We start from the raw sequence: 17,947 nt of genomic DNA, 5'->3' as shown, positions 1-17,947 counted from the left end.
TAAAAAAGGGCGACAACGATGTCGCCCTTTTTGTTATCCTTTTTCGCCGCAAGCGGAGTATTATCTTTAATCTTCTTTACATTTGGTCAGGCAAAACTATTTTTGTCTTTATATACTGAGAGTAAGCCCCGGTTGATGTGGGCGGTAATGACAAACAGGGGGCAAGGGATGTCACTCCATAAATTATATGGTCGTCAGCTGTCAGCGCTGAGTTTATGTCTGACACTTGCATGTGCTCCACTGTTTAGCGTTCAGGCCGATGAGCCTGAACTGGTGCCAACAGATGGCTCCGCCACGCTGGGTGAAACCTCACAGGCGTTGGTGCAGACGGAAGGGCAAACGCCTGCCGTTGCAATGATGGCGGGGATCCAACCGCTTCCAGAAGGTGCGGCAGCGAAAAGCCGCGCCGATATTCAATCACTTCTTCCCGCGAACTATACCCCGGTTTATATGAATCAACTGGCTGCTTTGTATGCCGCCAGAACGATGAAGCCGATGTGGGAAAATCGTGAAGCTGTGCAGGCGTTTCAGCAACAGCTTGCCGAAGTGGCTATCGCGGGTTTTCAGCCGCAATTCACGCAGTGGATTGAGCTACTGACCGATCCTGCCGTCAGCGGGATGGCGCGAGATGTCGTGCTTTCTGACGCGATGATGGGCTATCTCCAGTTCATCAGTAGCATTCCGGTGCAGGGCAATCGCTGGTTGTATAGCGATAAGCCTTATACGCTTTCCACGCCGCCTTTGTCAGTGATTAACCAGTGGCAACTGGCGCTGGATAACGGCGTTCTGCCGCAATTCGTTGCAGGCCTCGCGCCGCAGCACCCACAGTATGCGGCGATGCATCAGGCATTATTGACGCAACTTACAGATTCCCGCCCATGGCCGCAACTGACCAGTAGTGTAAAACTTTCCCCTGGCCAGTGGAGTAAAGATGTTCCGGCATTACGCGAGATTTTGCAGCGTACCGGGATGATGGATTCTGGCCCAGACATCGCGCTACCGGGAGATAATTCCGTAGTAAGTCCTTCCGCTGAACCGGTAACAAAAGTCAGAACCACCAGCACCAAGCCTGCCGTTTATGACCGTCAACTTGTGGACGCCGTGAAACGCTTCCAGACGTGGCAAGGATTGGGTGCGGATGGCGTTATCGGACAATCCACCCGTGACTGGCTGAATGTCAGCCCGGCGCAACGTGCAGGCGTTCTGGCGCTCAATATTCAGCGTCTGCGCCTGTTACCGGGTAAACTGTCCACCGGTATTATGGTGAACATTCCGGCTTATTCGCTGGTGTATTACCTCGATGGCAATCAGGTGCTGGCATCGCGTGTAATTGTGGGTCGTCCGGATCGCAAAACGCCGATGATGAGCAGCGCGTTAAACAATGTGGTGGTGAACCCGCCGTGGAATGTGCCGCCGACGCTTGCCCGTAAGGACATTCTGCCGAAAGTGCAGAACGATCCGGGCTATCTCGAGAGTCATGGCTATACGATGATGCGTGGCTGGAACAGCAATGAGGCCATCAACCCTTATAACGTAGACTGGTCAACGATTACCGCATCTAACCTGCCGTTCCGCTTCCAGCAAGCGCCCGGTGCGCGCAACTCGCTGGGGCGTTATAAGTTCAATATGCCAAGTTCAGATGCCATCTATCTGCACGATACGCCGAACCACAACCTGTTCCAGAAAGATACGCGCGCGCTGAGCTCCGGTTGTGTGCGTGTGAACAAGGCGTCAGAACTGGCGAACATGTTGCTGCAGGACGCAGGCTGGAACGACTCGCGGATTTCCGATGCCCTGAAAGAAGGGAACACCCGCTACGTGAATATCCGTCAGAATATCCCGGTTAACCTATATTATCTGACGGCCTTTGTGGGCGCGGATGGCCGGGCGCAATATCGTACAGATATTTACAATTATGATCTCCCTGCGCGATCTGGCGCACAAATTCTGCCTAAAGCGGAACAATTAATCAGGTAAATGAAGTAGTTCAGACAATTCAGGTGTCGTATGATTTAGTCACTTAGGGGCAGAAGAGCTGCAAGGCCCATATTGACTGGGGTTAGGGGACCTTGACGTCGCTTCTTTCGGCAGTTAAGGTGCCCTTCGTGCGCCAGAAGTGCATAAATAACGACCACTTTACTTGTAGACCTGATTACCATGGACAAATTCGACGCTAATCGCCGCAAATTGCTGGCGCTGGGTGGTGTTGCGCTAGGCGCAGCGGCCATCTTGCCGACACCAGCATTTGCTACCCTCTCGACACCACGCCCGCGTATTTTGACGCTGAATAACCTGCATACCGGTGAATCGCTCAAAGCGGAGTTTTTCGATGGCAGAGGCTATATTCATGATGAATTAGCAAGACTCAATCATTTTTTCCGTGATTATCGCGCGAATAAAATGACATCCATTGATCCGAAACTTTTTGACCATCTGTACCGTCTGCAGGGATTGCTAGGAACCAACAAACCTGTGCAATTGATTTCAGGGTATCGTTCATTAGATACCAATGATGAATTGCGCGCGCGTAGCCGCGGTGTAGCAAAACACAGCTATCACACCAAAGGCCAGGCAATGGATTTTCATATTGAAGGTGTTTCGTTAAGCAATATTCGCAAAGCTGCGTTATCTATGCGCGCAGGTGGTGTAGGATATTACCCACGTAGTAACTTTGTGCATATTGATACCGGGCCGGTGAGGACCTGGTAACGAAACAGGAGCATCATGAACTATCGTATTATTCCGGTTACGGCTTTCGCCCAGAATTGTTCACTCATCTGGTGTGAGCAGACCAAACTCGCCGCACTGGTGGATCCGGGCGGCGACGCTGAGCGTATTAAAGAAGAAGTGACCGCTGCGGGCGTGACACTCATGCAAATCTTGCTGACCCATGGTCATCTCGATCACGTGGGTGCCGCCGCAGAACTGGCCGAGCACTACGGTGTGCCAGTTATCGGACCGGAAAAAGAAGATGAGTTCTGGCTCACGGGACTGCCGGCACAAAGCAGGATGTTCGGTCTCGAAGATTGTCAGCCGTTGACGCCAGATCGCTGGCTAAATGAAGGCGAAACCGTCAGCGTCGGCAACGTCAGTTTGCAGGTTTTACATTGTCCGGGCCATACGCCGGGGCATATCGTCTTTTTCGACGCCGCTTCGCAGTTGCTGATTTCAGGTGATGTTATCTTTAAAGGCGGAGTAGGGCGCAGCGATTTCCCGCGCGGCGATCACAATCAGCTGATCGACTCAATTAAGCGTAAATTATTGCCGCTTGGCGATGCTGTGACGTTTATTCCTGGTCACGGTCCGATGTCAACGCTCGGTCATGAGCGGGTGCATAATCCTTTCCTGCAGGATGAAATGCCTGTCTGGTAAAGACGAAACATAAAAAAGGCCGCTAATATTTAGCGGCCTTTTTCGTTTCGCCAGATTACAGCACGGCGACGATGGCTTCGCATAACGGAGACATGTTGTCAGGCGTCATACCCGCCACGTTGATACGTCCGGATGCCACAGCATAAACCCCAAACTCTTCACGTAGACGCAGCACCTGATCTTTGGTCAGGCCGCTGAACGAAAACATGCCGTTTTGCTTGATGATAAAGCTGAAATCACGGTTAGCACCTTTCTCCGCCAGGGTGTTAACAAACAACTGACGCATGCGCTGAATACGCTGACGCATATCGGTCAGTTCTTGTTCCCAGATAGCGCGCAGAGCGTCATTACTGAGAATGGTTGCGACGACAGCCGCACCGTGCGCGGGAGGGTTTGAGTAGTTGGCGCGGATAACTGCTTTCATCTGGCTGAAAGCGCGGTCAACGGTTTCTGCATCGGCAGATACCAGCGTACAAGCACCGACACGTTCATTATACAAACCAAAGTTTTTCGAGAAGGAGCTGGCAACCAGCAACTCCTGGTGAACCGCAGCGAAGGCGCGCAGACCTTCCGCATCTTCTTCCAGACCACGAGCAAAGCCCTGGTAGGCGAAATCAAACAGCGGCAGCCAGCCTTTTTCAACAGAAAGCTGAGCGAGTTGTTCCCACTGCTCTAACGTCGGATCGATTCCGGTTGGGTTATGACAGCAACCATGGAACAGCACAACGTCACCCGCTTGGGCATCGTTCAGACTTGCTACCAGGCCATTGAAATCGAGCGCATGCTGCTCTGCGTCATAATACGTATATTCGCGAACTTCCAGCCCGGCGGAGTTGAACACGCCTTTGTGGTTCGGCCAGCTTGGGTTACTGACCCACACTCGCTTCACGTCAGTGTTTTTAGCGAGAAAATCTGCGGCCACGCGAAGAGCACCCGTACCGCCAGGCGTCTGCGCCGTTCGTGCACGTTTTTCGGACGCAATTGCGCTGCCTTTTCCGAACAACAGCTCCTGCGTGCAACGCCCAAATTCCGGAATGCCGTCAATGCCGAGATAGTTTTTGGTGGTTTCATTTTCCAGCAGATACAGCTCTGCTTTTTTCACGCTGGTCAGTACCGGTGTTTTACCGGTCTCATCTTTGTAAACACCAATCCCAAGGTTGATTTTCCCAGGGCGGTCATCGACACGAAACAGATCGGCCAGGCCCAGAATGGGGTCGGCAGGGGCAGCGGTAATGTTCTCAAACATGACGAGGTTCCATTGTGGTTACTGAAGGGAATTCCGCTATCAGGTTAACGGTAGAATTACGAAAAGCCAACCGTTTGCGACAAAAAGCGAGGGGCTTTTCAAAAGTCACTATTATTTACTGCCAGACATAAAAAAACAGGGCCGAAGCCCTGTCTTTCAAGCATATAACAAAGTGGCGTACTGATTAGAACTGGTAAACGATACCTACAGCAGCCTGGTCGTCGGTAGCCTGGCCAGATGCTTTCGCGTAGTCGTTGTCGTCCAGCAGGTTGAATTTGTATGCTGCGTAGACGTTCATGTTTTTGTTGAAGTAGTACCAGGTACCCACTTCTACGTATTTAACCAGGTCAGCATCGCCGCCAGCGAAGCCTGGGCGAGCCAGCAGGTCTTTACCTTTAGACTGGACGTAGCCCAGGGATGGACGCAGACCGAAGTCGAACTGGTACTGAACAACCGCTTCGATGTTCTGAGTTTTGTTCGCGAAGTTGTTGTCTGGCTCGCGAGTCATGTTGTAAGTCTGTGCATACATCAGAGCAGCGTAGACGTTGTTCGCGTCATATTTAGCCGCAGTTGACCATGCTTCAGCGCGGTCACCGCCAGCACTTGCGTTACCGTAAACGGTACCGTTCGGTGCAGTGAAGGTCGCTGGATTAACCTGATCGTTGGTACGGTCAGCTGTTTCGTAACCCGCAGCAACGCTGAAGCCTTCGAGGAATTCGTACTGAACGGAGGTGCTCACGCCGTCGCCGTTCGCTTTCGCGCCGTTACCGGTCAGTGTAGCGTTGGTTGCGGTGCCGTTATCGTCATAGTTAACGGTAACTGGGCTGCTACGGTCATTTTTACCCTGATACTGGAGAGCGAAGCTCAGGCCATCAACCAGACCGAAGAAGTTGTTGTTACGGTAGGTCAGAAGGCCAGTAGAACGACCGTTCATGAAGTTGTCAGTTGCAGCCCAGGAATCGCCGCCCCACTCAACCAGCATATCGGTGTAAGCCGCGACGTCATAGATGGCGCCGTAGTTACGGCCGTAGTCGATAGAACCCGCATCACCAAATTTCAGACCAGCGAATGCCAGACGGGTGTTAGTACCCTGAGAACCTTCTGCATTGGATGCGTTCAGGTTGTATTCCCACTGACCGTAACCAGTGATCTGGTCGTTGATCTGAGTTTCACCTTTGAAGCCGATACGCGCGTAGGTGGTGTCAGAGCTATCGGTGTCGCCGTTAGTCGTCCAGATGTGCTCGCCTACTGCTTTACCGTAAAAGTCCAGCTTGTTAGCGTTTTTGTTATAGATCTCTGCTGCGTTTGCCGCACCAGCTACCAGCAGTGCAGGGATAACCACTGCCAGAATATTGCGCTTCATCATTATTTATTACCCTCATTAGGTTTTTTTTATGAACACTTTCCACTTCCATCGATAAATTTCGTCAATAAATATTTACGGAACTATTGATGAGAGTTTGGTGTCTTTCTGTGTCTGAGAGGCATATTTCCATTCATAACAACGTTTCGCTAGCCTGAAAGTGCTACAAATATCGTAAATGAGTAACCAAAAGAAATTATGTGTAACATTTTATGTAAATGAGGGAACTTTGTGAACCACCTCAAACTTCCTTCATAGCTGCTGAATAAACAATCAACTCTATATCCATCTATATGAAAAGCTTATCTTTAATTCTTATAATAGCTTTTTCTTTCTAAGAACGCTTCTCATCTCACTTTTTTCGTTTGTCAAATCTAAGCTATTCGTGCGCGTTGCTGGTGGTTACTTTGTATGCTAAGCCCCACAGCTTTACTTAAATTCCATAGATGTATTGCTGCAAATATGTACAGAAGTATTGCAGGACATAGGGTGTAACATTTGGCTTTGAGAAGGGGGTTGATGTTTATCTTTGTAGAAATTTGTTCACAAATTCTGACAAAGACAAAAAAAAGCCAGCAGGGTTGCTGGCTTTCATCGGGATGTAAATTTAGAAGCTGGCGTTACGTGGTGTGCGTGGGAATGCAATCACGTCACGAACGTTTTGCACGCCGGTAACGTAAGCAATCAGACGCTCGAAACCAAGACCGAAGCCTGAATGTGGCACGGTGCCATAACGGCGCAGGTCGCGATACCAGCTGTAGTCTTCTTTATTAAGACCCATTTCTGCCAGGCGTGCATCGAGGACATCCAGACGCTCTTCACGCTGGGAACCCCCGATGATTTCACCAATACCTGGAGCCAGAACATCCATTGCGGCAACAGTTTTCCCGTCGTCGTTAAGGCGCATGTAGAAGGCCTTGATATCTTTCGGGTAGTTTTTGACCACGACCGGGGCCTGGAAGTGTTTCTCTGCCAGGTAACGCTCATGCTCAGAGGAGAGGTCAACGCCCCAGAACACTGGGTTTTCAAACGTCTGACCGCAGTTTTCCAGAATAGTGATCGCGTCGGTGTAATCCACCTGCGCGAAATCAGCATCGACAAAACGTTCCAGACGAGTAATCGCGTCTTTATCTACACGCTCAGCGAAGAATTTCATGTCGTCGGCACGTTCTTCCAGTACCGCTTTGAAGACGTACTTCAGCATGGCTTCCGCGAGTGCGGCGTTATCTTCCAGATCGGCAAACGCCACTTCCGGCTCCAGCATCCAGAACTCGGCCAGATGTCGGCTGGTGTTGGAGTTTTCAGCGCGGAAAGTAGGGCCAAAGGTGTAAATCTTGGACAGTGCACAAGCGTAAGTTTCACCGTTCAACTGGCCAGATACGGTCAGGAACGCTTCACGACCAAAGAAATCTTTGTCGTAATCCACTTTGCCCTGATCGTTACGCGGCAGGTTTTCCATATCCAGCGTGGAAACGCGGAACATCTCGCCTGCACCTTCGGTGTCGGAGGCGGTAATCAGCGGGGTAGAGACCCAGAAATAACCCTGCTCGTGGAAGAAGCGATGCAGCGCTTGTGCCAGGGTGTGGCGAACGCGTGCAACGGCACCAATCAGGTTGGTACGCGGGCGCAGGTGTGCGACTTCACGGAGGTACTCAATGCTGTGGCGTTTTGCCGCCATCGGATAGGTATCCGGATCTTCGACCCAGCCAGTCACTTCGACGTGAGAAGCCTGAATTTCAAAACTCTGGCCCTGGCCCTGAGACGCCACCACTTTACCCGTAATAATGACGGAGCAGCCGGTGGTCAGGCGCAACACTTCCTGATTGTAATTGGGCAGAGAATTACTGACGACGGCCTGTACTGGATCAAAGCAGGAACCGTCATAGACGGCGAGGAATGAAAAACCAGCTTTTGAATCTCGACGGGTACGCACCCATCCGCGCACGGTGACTTCGCTGTCAGCGGCTACGCGGCCCTGGAGTACGTCGGCTACAGGCACAACGCTCATATTAATCTCTCTGTTAGTAGTCCAGAATAAAGTTATTGTTTTCCGCCCTCAAAAAGGGGGATCCCTATGTTACCTGTCATCTTTCATCAGACAAGAGGAAATCGTAGCGAGACGGGGAGAATTCAGAAAATAATAAGAAGAAGGGAGCCGCTGAGGCTCCCTTTTGTCGATTAACTGGCCTTTTTAACCTGGGGCAGGTCAAAGGCTTTGCGCAAGGCGCGAACAAAAGCTTTATCGTGGCAGATGGTTTTGCCTGGGCTATCGGATAATTTCGCGACCGGCTTGCCATTACATTCCACCAGTTTGATCACGATATTCAGCGGTTTCACCTGCGGGATATCGCAGGTCAGGCGTGTGCCAATCCCAAAGCTCAAATTCACTCGCGAAGAGAAGTGGCGATACAACTCAACGGCTTTGTTCAGGTCGAGATTATCGGAGAACACCAGCACTTTGCTCATCGGGTCAATGCCGAGCTTTTTATAATGGGCAATGGCTTTCTCGCCCCACTCGAACGGATCTCCTGAGTCATGGCGCAGGCCTTGATAGCGCTCGGCAAACTCAGGGCCGAAATCACGCAAGAAGGCGTCCATCGTGATGCAGTCTGTCAGGGCTATCCCCAACTGATCCGGGTATTCTTCCAGCCACGCGGCAAGGGCTACACGTTGACTGGTGGCAAGGTCCGGGCTGATTTGCTGATGCGCCTGGAACCATTCGTGTGCCTGAGTGCCCATTGGCGTCAACGACAGACGGCGTGCCAAATCGTAATTGCTTGTACCGATAAACCACGGTTCTTGCTGCAAACGTTCGACAATGGCCTGCTGCACGTCGCGTGAGAAACGGCGGCGGGTGCCGAAATCCATCAGCCGAAAGCCAGACATGTCGATGTCCTGGGTCAACTGATTAAATTCGACGAGTTTGCGTTCCAGAGTCTCAAGCGCCAGTTCAACGCTGGCTTCAGGCGAACGGTAGCGATGAACGATTTCGCTGATCACCGCCAACAGCGGCACTTCCCACATAATAACTTCACGCCACGGGCCTTCGAGGCGAATGTTTAATTTGCCGTTATCGTTGCGGATGGAGACCTGCTGCGGGTTGTAGCGGAAATCGCGCAGCCACTCCAGGTAATCCTGCTGGAAGAACGGCAGGCCGGAGAGCCACTGAAACTCGTCGTCCTGCAGCCGTAGCGACTGCATCGCTTCGACTTGTTCGCGAATGGCGTCTGCGTAAATACCCAGCAGGTCGTCACCGCGGCAGCGGAATTCTGCAGCCACCTGTACATCATCATAATGATGGAAGACGGCCTGCTGCATGTGCAGCTTATAAGCATCTGTATCAAGCAGAGTCTGCAGAACAGGGGAAGCAAATGGTGTCATGGCGCGCAATAGCATCCTCATAAAGGAGCGTTTAGTACAATAAACAACGGCTGAAACCGCAGGAGTATACCTTGTTTATTGATTTATTGAACCCCGATCACACCACAAGGTGTTTGGCGGGTCGAGGGCAAAACGTGCCGCGTGTTACCAATATGTAGCAAAAAGCGTGTTTGCCTCTGAAAAGATGAACATTCTGCGTAGCGTGAACGTGACAACAGGAATAGACTGGACCGGACACTTTACAAAAGATGCTAAAGGTTTTTTATGACACAACAGCCCCAAGCCAAATACCGCCACGACTACCGTGCGCCGGAATACCTGATCAGCGATATCGACCTGACCTTTGACCTGGATGCCGCAAAAACCATCGTGACAGCCGTTAGCCAGGTTTCCCGTCACGCTGCGTCTGCCACGCCACTGCGTCTTAATGGTGAAGATTTAACGCTGATTTCACTGCACGTGAACGACCAGCCGTGGAGTGACTATAAAGAAGAAAACAATCAGCTGGTGATTGATGGGCTGCCAGAGCGTTTCACGCTTAGCATCGTCAACGAAATCAGCCCGGCGGCAAATACCGCCCTGGAAGGGCTATATCAGTCCGGTGAAGCGCTGTGTACCCAGTGTGAAGCGGAAGGTTTCCGTCATATCACCTGGTATCTGGACCGCCCGGACGTGCTGGCGCGTTTCACGACCAAAATCATCGCCGATAAAAGCAAATACCCATACCTGCTTTCCAACGGTAACCGTGTCGGGCAGGGCGAACTGGAAAACGGTCGTCACTGGGTACAGTGGCAGGATCCGTTCCCAAAACCGTGCTATCTATTTGCGCTGGTTGCCGGTGATTTCGATGTGCTGCGCGACAAATACATCACCCGCTCAGGCCGTGAAGTGGCGCTGGAGCTGTTCGTCGATCGCGGCAATCTCGACCGCGCGCCGTGGGCGATGACCTCGCTTATCAACTCCATGAAGTGGGATGAAGATCGTTTCGGTCTCGAATACGATCTCGACATCTATATGATCGTCGCCGTCGACTTCTTCAACATGGGCGCGATGGAGAACAAAGGCCTTAACGTCTTTAACTCTAAATACGTGCTGGCCCGCACCGACACCGCAACCGACAAAGATTATCTCGATATCGAACGCGTTATCGGCCACGAATATTTCCACAACTGGACCGGCAACCGCGTGACCTGCCGCGACTGGTTCCAGTTGAGCCTGAAAGAAGGCTTAACCGTGTTCCGCGATCAGGAGTTCAGCTCTGACCTCGGTTCCCGTGCGGTAAACCGCATCAGCAACGTGCGTACCATGCGCGGAATGCAGTTTGCGGAAGATGCCAGCCCGATGGCGCACCCGATCCGCCCGGACATGGTTATCGAAATGAACAATTTCTACACCCTGACGGTGTATGAGAAAGGTTCAGAAGTGATCCGCATGCTGCACACGCTGCTTGGTGAAGCGAATTTCCAGAAAGGGATGCAGCTGTACTTTGAACGTCATGACGGCAGCGCTGCTACCTGTGACGATTTCGTCCAGGCGATGGAAGACGCATCGAACGTGGATCTCTCGCATTTCCGCCGCTGGTACAGCCAGTCCGGCACACCGGTAGTCACTGTGCATGACGATTACAACCCGGAAACCGAGCAGTACACACTGACCATTAAACAGCACACGCCGCCGACCTCTGAGCAACAGGAAAAACAGCCGCTGCACATTCCGTTCGATATCGAACTGTATGACAATGAAGGCAATGTTATTCCGCTGCAAAAGGGCGGTCATCCGGTGCACAACGTGCTGAACGTGACCCAGGCGGAGCAGACGTTTATTTTCGATAACGTCTATTTCCAGCCTGTGCCTTCGCTGCTGCGTGAGTTTTCTGCACCAGTGAAACTGGAATACAAATGGAGCGATCAGCAACTGACGTTCCTGATGCGTCACGCGCGCAATGATTTCTCCCGCTGGGATGCCGCGCAGAGTCTGCTCGCGACGCACATCAAATTGAATGTGAATCGCCATCAGCAGCAACAACCGCTGTCGCTGCCAATCCATGTGGCTGATGCGTTCCGCGCAATTTTGCTGGACGAGAAAATTGACCCGGCGCTGGCGGCAGAAATCCTGACGCTACCCTCGGTGAATGAAATTGCCGAGCTGTTTGAGATTATCGATCCGGTAGCAATTGCAGCAGTGCGTGACGCGCTGACCCGCACGCTGGCGAAAGAACTGGCAGATGAATTCCTCGCGATTTACAACGCCAATAAACTCGATGTGTATCGCGTAGAGCACGCGGATATTGGCAAGCGTACGCTGCGCAATACCTGCCTGCGTTATCTGGCGTTTGGTGATGCTGAGCTTGCCGATAAACTCGTCACCCATCAGTACCATCACGCTGACAACATGACCGATTCGCTGGCGGCACTTGCTGCTGCGGTAGCCGCTCAGTTGCCGTGCCGCGATGCGCTGATGCAGGAGTATGACGATAAATGGCATCACGACGGTCTGGTGATGGACAAATGGTTCATTCTGCAATCCACCAGCCCGGCAACCAACGTGCTGGAAACCGTGCGTGGTCTGCTGAAACATCGCTCGTTTACCCTGAGCAACCCGAACCGTATTCGGTCGCTGATTGGTGCGTTTGCGATAAGCAACCCAGCGGCGTTCCACGCGGAAGACGGTAGCGGTTATCAGTTCCTTGCTGAGATGCTGACCGAGCTGAACAGCCGTAACCCGCAGGTAGCTTCCCGACTGATTGAACCGCTGATCCGTCTGAAACGTTACGATGCGAAGCGCCAGGAAAAAATGCGAGCGGCGCTGGAACAGCTGAAAGGGCTGGAGAATCTCTCCGGTGATCTGTTCGAGAAGATCAGCAAGGCGTTGGCCTGAGTGAATGCCCGGTGGCGTTAACGCTACCGGGCTACCCCTGCGCAATCCTCGTAAGCCGGGCAAGATGACATCACCGCCCGGCTTTTTTAACCGTGACGCCGGGCCTGCACTTCTGTTGCCCCGCGCTTCATCACTCTTTCCAGCACTTCTGCTTCCAGTTCTGCCAGGCGCGCCGATCCTTTGCGTCGTGGACGCGGAATGTCGACAGTCAAATCCAGGCCTATCTTGCCTTCTTCTATTAACAGCACCCGGTCGGCCATTGCCACCGCCTCGCTGACATCATGTGTCACCAACAGCACCGTAAAGCCCTGCGTTTGCCATAGTGACTCAATCAGATCCTGCATTTCCAGCCGTGTCAGGGCATCCAGCGCGCCAAGTGGCTCATCCAGTAATAACAAACCAGGGTGATGAATCAGTGCCCGAGCCAGCGCTACGCGCTGTTTTTGTCCACCGGACAACGCCGCAGGCCATTCACTTGCGCGGCTTTCCAGCCCGACGGCGGTGAGCGCTTCCCGTGCCGCATCGCGCCATTTGCCTTTCAACCCCAGCCCGACATTATCAATAACACTTTTCCACGGCAGAAGACGCGCGTCCTGGAACATCATGCGTGTTTCTTGCTGACTGGCGGCAAGCGGTCCATTACCTGCCAGTAACTCGCCGGAATTGGGCTTTTCCAGCCCAGCCAACAGGCGTAGCAGCGTACTTTTCCCGCCGCCGCTGCGCCCCACGACCGCGACAAACTGCCCGGCGGGAATGTGCAGATCGAGCCCATTGAGCACGGTGTTGCTGCCGTAGTGTTTGCCGATATTGTTGAGTAGTAATGGAATGCCAGGATTCAGACGGGCGGTATTCATACGGTGGCCTCCTTAACGTGATAAGCCGGGTTCCAGCGCAACCAGACGCGTTCCAGCAGTTGCGCGCTGATGTCTGCCAGTTTCCCCAACAGGGCATACAGAATGATGGCGACGACAACCACATCGGTTTGCAGGAATTCACGGGCGTTCATCGCCAGATAACCAATGCCCGAATTAGCCGAAATGGTTTCAGCCACAATCAGCGTCAGCCACATCAAACCCAGCGCAAAACGCACCCCCACCATAATCGAGGGCAGGGCACCGGGAAGGATCACATGCCAGAACAACTCAAAACCGGATAATCCATAACTGCGTGCCATCTCGACCAGGCCACGGTCAATGTTACGGATGCCGTGCCAGGTGTTGATGTAAATCGGAAATAGGGTGCCGAGGGCGACGAGGAATATTTTGGCGCTTTCATCAATACCGAACCATAAAATCACCAGTGGGATCAGCGCCAGATGCGGCACGTTGCGCAGCATTTGAATCGACGTGTCCAGCAAGCGTTCCCCCCAGCGAGATAACCCGCTAATCAGCCCCAAAACCAGACCAATCGAGCCGCCGATAGAAAACCCAACCAGCGCGCGCCATGAGCTGATCGCCAGGTGTTGCCACAGTTCACCGCTGGCAGAAAGTGACCAAAAAGCTTCCATCACGCCTTCTGGCGAAGGGAGAATACGGCTGGAAAGCCAGCCTGTTACGGAGGCAATTTGCCAGACGATGACGATGCCCACTGGCAAAAACCAGGGGGCAACGCGCAGCAGCCATTTATTTGCAGGCGTTGCCATAAGCGCTCCTTAACTCTGTGCGACTTTGCGGGGCAGGAACTCGTTTGCCACTGCTTCGCCCTGAATTTGCAAGGACTGCGGTTGCGGAACTTCCGGGATATTGACGTCTAAATGTGGGAACAGCAGTTCGCCCACTTTGTACGCTTCTTCCAGATGCGGATAGCCGGATAGCACGAAGCTGTCGATGCCAAGTGCGGCGTATTCATTAATACGCGCAGCAACCGTTGGGCCATCGCCAACCAATGCCGTTCCGGCACCGCCACGCGCCAGTCCCACGCCTGCCCAAAGATTAGGGCTGATTTCCAGTTTGTCGCGTTGACCACCGTGTAACGCCGCCATGCGTTGCTGCCCCACCGAATCGGTCCGGGCGAACGCCGCCTGTGCTTTGGCGATGGTGTCATCATCCAGACGGGAAATCAGACGATTAGCGGCTTCCCACGCTTCGGCATTGGTTTCACGCACGATCACATGCAGACGAATGCCGAACCGCACTTTGCGCCCGTGCTTTGCCGCTTTCTCGCGGACCTGCGCGATTTTCTCTTTTACCTGTTCAGGCGGTTCACCCCAGGTCAGGTAAAGATCGACCTGTTCTGCCGCCAGATCCTGCGCAACGTCAGAAGAACCGCCAAAGTAGAGCGGCGGTCGCGGTTGCTGAATGGGCGGGAATAACAGTTTTGCGCCGCGCACTTTTTGGTATTTGCCGTCAAAATCGACGGTTTCCCCTTCCAGCAAGCGCCGCCAGATATGAGTGAATTCCGCTGACGCTTCGTAACGTTCGGTGTGATCGAGGAACACCCCGTCGGCGGCCAATTCTTGCGGATCGCTGCCGGTTACGAGGTTGAACAGCGCTCGTCCATTCGACAAGCGATCGAGCGTGGCGGCCTGGCGTGCGGCAACGGTAGGGGAAATCACGCTCGGGCGAAGTGCGACTAAAAATTTGAGGCGCTGCGTCACCGGGATCATCGACGCGGCGACCAGCCAGGCGTCTTCGCAGGAGCGTCCGGTTGGGATCAGTACGCCAGTGAAGCCAAGTCGATCCGCAGTTTGGGCGATCTGCTGGAGATAACCGTGATCAACCGGGCGAGCGTTCTCTTCACTGCCAAGATAGTGACCGTCGCCGTGCGTCGGTAAAAACCAGAACATATTCAGGCTCATGATTTAGCTCCTTGTTGAGCGGTTGGCTGCCAGATGCGGCTTTTGATATCGACTTTTTTCGGCACCAGGCGGTTGTCATAAAACAGATCGGCGGTTTGCTGCTGACGGCGAGCGGTTTCAGCATTGACTGGGCCAATCACCGTCGGTGGGCGATGGCTCAGATAACTGGCGATCACCGCTTCCGGCAGTCCCATCGTTTTCGCCAGCAGTTCGGTGCTCTGTTGGCGCTGGCTGATGGTTAGCGCATCGGCCTCGCTAAAGGTGTTGAGAACACCTTCAATAAAGCTGCCGTTTTTCTCAGCGTAAGGCCGGGAGGCTAAATAGAAGGAACCGGTTTGTTGTAACTGGCTGCCATCGGCTAACACTCGCACCCCACCTTGCAATAACGCTGCGGAATAATAGGGATCCCAGATAGCCCATGCGTCGACGTCACCTTGCTGGAATGCCGCGCGAGCGTCGGCCGGTGTCAGATAAGTGGGTTGAATGTCCGTGAATTTCAGCCCTGCTTGCTGGAGCGCACGCAGTAAAAGATTGTGCGAACTGGAGCCTTTCTGGAACGCAACTTTATGGCCTTTCAGCTCGGCGACGGTTTTGATCGGGCTGTTCTCTGGCACCAAAATCACTTCCGCTTTTGGCTTAGGCGGTTCCGCACCGACATACACCAGGTCTGCACCCGCAGCCTGAGCAAAAATCGGAGGGATATCGCCAGTGCTGCCCAAATCGATACTGCCGACGTTCAGCGCTTCGAGCATCTGTGGGCCTGCGGGAAATTCGACCCACGAGATTTTGGTGTTCGGGTAGCGTTTTTCCAGCAGTGCATGACTCTTCGCCAGCACCATACTGACGCTGCCTTTCTGATAGCCAATACGTAGCGCGTCCGGTGCCGGTTCTGCGGCATGGCTCCACGCGGAAAGCGTCAGTAAACCGGTCAGCGCAAGTGTGCGAAAGTGAGGGCGGAACAGATTAAACATGGGCGGCTCCTTGCTTAAGGTGGAAAGCCGGAACACGGATGTCACGGCGATGCAGCGCTTGCCAGAATGTTTCCAGCGCGCTGTCGAGGCGTTTTTCAAGGTTTGGGCTGAACTGGGGTTTGTGCTGATAATCCTGAACCTGACTGTCATCGGCGAACACACCGTGGAGGATCTCCTGCGCTTTTAGCGCATTGAGCACAGGTTTCAACGCGTAATCCACGGCCAGCATGTGAGCCACCGTGCCGCCTGTTGCCAGCGGTAAAACAACTTTGCCTTCCAGCGCGCGTTCCGGTAACAGGTCGAGTAAGGTTTTTAACGCGCCAGAAAAAGAAGCTTTATAAATCGGAGTGGCGACAATCAGCCCATCGGCCTGGGCCAGTTGTTCGATGAGCGCTTGCAGGGCAGGGCTATCAAAACGGGCATACAGCAAATCTTCCGGTTCAAAGTTTTGCAGGTGCCAGTGGCAAACTTCAACATCCACCCGTGAGAGGGTTTCTCTGGCGTATTCCAGCAGGGCGCTGGAACGTGAAGGAAAACGTGGACTGCCCGCTAACGTAATGACACGCATAACCTCTCCTTATAACTAAATGTTTGCTATTATCTAACATTGATAACATTTGTCTGAAGTGTGTCAGAGGGTAAGGCGTTCGCTAAATGATTTTTCCGGCACTGGATTACCGAAAAGCGCAAATAAGTAAACGTTTGCGCTTTAATAGGCATTATTTGCGACAGGTCAATTCCCTTTCGTGACCGGATCGAACATAATACGGCCCCGGTTTGCTACCGGGAATCCAGGAGAGTTCATGTACTACCCCTTCGTTCGTAAAGCCCTTTTCCAGCTCGATCCAGAGCGCGCTCATGAAGTCACTTTTCAACAATTACGCCGTGTATCGGGTACGCCATTTGAAGCGCTAGTGCGCCAGAAAGTGCCGTCAAAACCGGTGACGTGCATGGGCCTGACGTTTAAAAACCCGCTGGGGTTAGCCGCCGGACTCGATAAGAACGGGGAGTGCATCGATGCGTTTGGCGCAATGGGCTTCGGTTCGATCGAAGTCGGCACCGTGACGCCACGCCCGCAGCCGGGGAATGACAAGCCGAGGATCTTCCGTCTGGTCGATGCCGAAGGTTTGATCAACCGTATGGGCTTTAACAACCTCGGCGTAGATAACCTGGTCGAGAATGTGAAAAAAGCCCATTTTGACGGCGTGCTTGGCATTAACATCGGTAAAAATAAAGATACACCCGTTGAACAAGGCAAAGATGACTATCTGATTTGTATGGAAAAAGTCTATGCCTATGCAGGTTATATCGCAGTGAATATATCCTCACCGAATACACCGGGTTTGCGTACGCTACAATATGGTGAAGCACTGGATGATTTATTGTCAGCGATTAAAAATAAGCAAAATGAACTGCAAGCGGTACACCATAAATATGTTCCTGTGGCGGTAAAGATCGCCCCGGATCTTTCACCTGAAGAATTGATCCAGGTGGCCGACAGTTTAGTTCGCCATAATATTGATGGTGTTATTGCGACCAATACCACACTCGATCGTTCTCTCGTCCAGGGAATGAAACATTGTGATGAAATCGGTGGATTAAGCGGTCGTCCATTACAGTTAAAAAGCACGGAAATTATCCGAATGCTGTCTGCCGAATTAAAAGATCGTTTACCGATTATCGGCGTGGGCGGCATTGATTCTGTGATCGCCGCACGTGAAAAAATGGCAGCCGGTGCGTCTCTGATTCAGATCTATTCTGGGTTTATTTTTAAAGGCCCACCACTGATTAAAGAAATCGTTACCCACCTCTAATCTTTCTTGCGCAATTTACAGCCAGGGCTTTATTTCTTGCCCTGGTTGTTTTATATTCCGTAAACGTTGCTAATTTAAACTTTATGGTCTTTTCTTAATTCAGGCAAATTAACGAAATGGAACCAG

Annotated in this window: 14 protein-coding genes; 5 read left to right on the top strand and 9 right to left on the bottom strand. The window is 52.6% G+C overall.

The features are described 5' to 3' along the window. The first annotated feature begins 168 nt into the window (after positions 1 to 168). The 3 genes from ldtD (at position 169) to VH187_RS08385 (ending at position 3,372) form a co-directional block, all read left to right on the top strand. Entirely contained in the window at positions 169 to 1,977 is a 1,809-nt protein-coding gene (ldtD, locus tag VH187_RS08395) for a L,D-transpeptidase (protein ID WP_329701004.1), read from the top strand. A gap of 180 nt (positions 1,978 to 2,157) precedes the next feature. Then, on the top strand, positions 2,158 to 2,709 hold the full coding sequence (gene mepK, locus VH187_RS08390; RefSeq protein WP_329701003.1) for a peptidoglycan L,D-endopeptidase MepK: 552 nt from the start codon (positions 2,158 to 2,160) through the stop codon (positions 2,707 to 2,709). Positions 2,710 to 2,724: 15 nt separating this feature from the next. Beyond that, the gene (locus VH187_RS08385) at positions 2,725 to 3,372 is read left to right on the top strand and encodes an MBL fold metallo-hydrolase (protein WP_329701002.1); all 648 of its coding nucleotides are present in this window, start codon (positions 2,725 to 2,727) and stop codon (positions 3,370 to 3,372) included. Positions 3,373 to 3,427: 55 nt separating this feature from the next. Here VH187_RS08385 and VH187_RS08380 read toward each other — a convergent pair whose 3' ends face one another. The 4 genes from VH187_RS08380 to pncB all read right to left on the bottom strand — a co-directional run bounded on the left by VH187_RS08380 (position 3,428) and on the right by pncB (position 9,362). Next, entirely contained in the window at positions 3,428 to 4,618 is a 1,191-nt protein-coding gene (locus VH187_RS08380) for an amino acid aminotransferase (protein ID WP_329701001.1), read from the bottom strand. A 184-nt stretch (positions 4,619 to 4,802) separates the two neighbouring features. Then, positions 4,803 to 5,981: a porin gene (locus VH187_RS08375; protein ID WP_414713919.1), complete on the bottom strand. Its 1,179-nt coding sequence runs from the start codon at positions 5,979 to 5,981 to the stop codon at positions 4,803 to 4,805. A 607-nt stretch (positions 5,982 to 6,588) separates the two neighbouring features. Further along, complete coding sequence (gene asnS, locus VH187_RS08370; RefSeq protein WP_329700999.1) at positions 6,589 to 7,989, bottom strand: asparagine--tRNA ligase; 1,401 nt, start codon at positions 7,987 to 7,989, stop codon at positions 6,589 to 6,591. 170 nt (positions 7,990 to 8,159) lie between these two features. Next, positions 8,160 to 9,362, bottom strand: coding sequence for a nicotinate phosphoribosyltransferase (gene pncB / locus VH187_RS08365; protein WP_329700998.1), 1,203 nt, complete (start codon positions 9,360 to 9,362; stop codon positions 8,160 to 8,162). Between the two features lie 264 nt (positions 9,363 to 9,626). Between pncB and pepN the strand changes: the two genes are divergently transcribed. After that, positions 9,627 to 12,239: an aminopeptidase N gene (gene pepN / locus VH187_RS08360; protein WP_329700997.1), complete on the top strand. Its 2,613-nt coding sequence runs from the start codon at positions 9,627 to 9,629 to the stop codon at positions 12,237 to 12,239. 86 nt (positions 12,240 to 12,325) lie between these two features. Here pepN and ssuB read toward each other — a convergent pair whose 3' ends face one another. From ssuB to ssuE, 5 genes are read right to left on the bottom strand one after another with little or no spacing between them, the layout of a single operon-like run. Further along, positions 12,326 to 13,093, bottom strand: coding sequence for an aliphatic sulfonates ABC transporter ATP-binding protein (gene ssuB / locus VH187_RS08355; protein ID WP_329700996.1), 768 nt, complete (start codon positions 13,091 to 13,093; stop codon positions 12,326 to 12,328). Beyond that, the gene (gene ssuC, locus VH187_RS08350) at positions 13,090 to 13,881 is read right to left on the bottom strand and encodes an aliphatic sulfonate ABC transporter permease SsuC (RefSeq protein ID WP_329700995.1); all 792 of its coding nucleotides are present in this window, start codon (positions 13,879 to 13,881) and stop codon (positions 13,090 to 13,092) included. The genes ssuB and ssuC overlap by 4 nt, the downstream gene beginning before the upstream one ends. Positions 13,882 to 13,890: 9 nt before the next feature. Further along, complete coding sequence (gene ssuD / locus VH187_RS08345; RefSeq protein ID WP_329700994.1) at positions 13,891 to 15,036, bottom strand: FMNH2-dependent alkanesulfonate monooxygenase; 1,146 nt, start codon at positions 15,034 to 15,036, stop codon at positions 13,891 to 13,893. Then, the gene (locus VH187_RS08340) at positions 15,033 to 16,007 is read right to left on the bottom strand and encodes a sulfonate ABC transporter substrate-binding protein (protein WP_414713916.1); all 975 of its coding nucleotides are present in this window, start codon (positions 16,005 to 16,007) and stop codon (positions 15,033 to 15,035) included. Before VH187_RS08340 ends, ssuD begins: the two co-directional genes overlap by 4 nt. Beyond that, on the bottom strand, positions 16,000 to 16,575 hold the full coding sequence (gene ssuE / locus VH187_RS08335) for an NADPH-dependent FMN reductase (protein ID WP_329700993.1): 576 nt from the start codon (positions 16,573 to 16,575) through the stop codon (positions 16,000 to 16,002). Before ssuE ends, VH187_RS08340 begins: the two co-directional genes overlap by 8 nt. A gap of 235 nt (positions 16,576 to 16,810) precedes the next feature. Between ssuE and pyrD the strand changes: the two genes are divergently transcribed. Further along, entirely contained in the window at positions 16,811 to 17,821 is a 1,011-nt protein-coding gene (gene pyrD / locus VH187_RS08330; protein WP_329700992.1) for a quinone-dependent dihydroorotate dehydrogenase, read from the top strand. Positions 17,822 to 17,947 lie beyond the last annotated feature (126 nt).

The organism is Scandinavium sp. (assembly GCF_036271055.1).
Classification (GTDB): Bacteria; Pseudomonadota; Gammaproteobacteria; order Enterobacterales; family Enterobacteriaceae; genus Scandinavium.
Note: the sequence above shows the minus strand (reverse complement) of the source record. Positions and strands in the feature narration are given on the sequence as shown.

Excerpts from the sequence above, each read along its gene's own strand:
- mepK (WP_329701003.1), top strand. The coding sequence starts at position 2,158 with ATGGACAAATTCGACGCTAATCGCCGCAAATTGCTGGCGCTGGGTGGT.
- pepN (WP_329700997.1), top strand. The coding sequence starts at position 9,627 with ATGACACAACAGCCCCAAGCCAAATACCGCCACGACTACCGTGCGCCG.
- VH187_RS08375 (WP_414713919.1), bottom strand. The coding sequence starts at position 5,981 with ATGAAGCGCAATATTCTGGCAGTGGTTATCCCTGCACTGCTGGTAGCT.
- pyrD (WP_329700992.1), top strand. The coding sequence starts at position 16,811 with ATGTACTACCCCTTCGTTCGTAAAGCCCTTTTCCAGCTCGATCCAGAG.
- ssuC (WP_329700995.1), bottom strand. The coding sequence starts at position 13,881 with ATGGCAACGCCTGCAAATAAATGGCTGCTGCGCGTTGCCCCCTGGTTT.
- ldtD (WP_329701004.1), top strand. The coding sequence starts at position 169 with ATGTCACTCCATAAATTATATGGTCGTCAGCTGTCAGCGCTGAGTTTA.
- ssuE (WP_329700993.1), bottom strand. The coding sequence starts at position 16,575 with ATGCGTGTCATTACGTTAGCGGGCAGTCCACGTTTTCCTTCACGTTCC.
- VH187_RS08385 (WP_329701002.1), top strand. The coding sequence starts at position 2,725 with ATGAACTATCGTATTATTCCGGTTACGGCTTTCGCCCAGAATTGTTCA.
- VH187_RS08380 (WP_329701001.1), bottom strand. The coding sequence starts at position 4,618 with ATGTTTGAGAACATTACCGCTGCCCCTGCCGACCCCATTCTGGGCCTG.
- VH187_RS08340 (WP_414713916.1), bottom strand. The coding sequence starts at position 16,007 with ATGTTTAATCTGTTCCGCCCTCACTTTCGCACACTTGCGCTGACCGGT.
- ssuB (WP_329700996.1), bottom strand. The coding sequence starts at position 13,093 with ATGAATACCGCCCGTCTGAATCCTGGCATTCCATTACTACTCAACAAT.
- ssuD (WP_329700994.1), bottom strand. The coding sequence starts at position 15,036 with ATGAGCCTGAATATGTTCTGGTTTTTACCGACGCACGGCGACGGTCAC.
- asnS (WP_329700999.1), bottom strand. The coding sequence starts at position 7,989 with ATGAGCGTTGTGCCTGTAGCCGACGTACTCCAGGGCCGCGTAGCCGCT.
- pncB (WP_329700998.1), bottom strand. The coding sequence starts at position 9,362 with ATGACACCATTTGCTTCCCCTGTTCTGCAGACTCTGCTTGATACAGAT.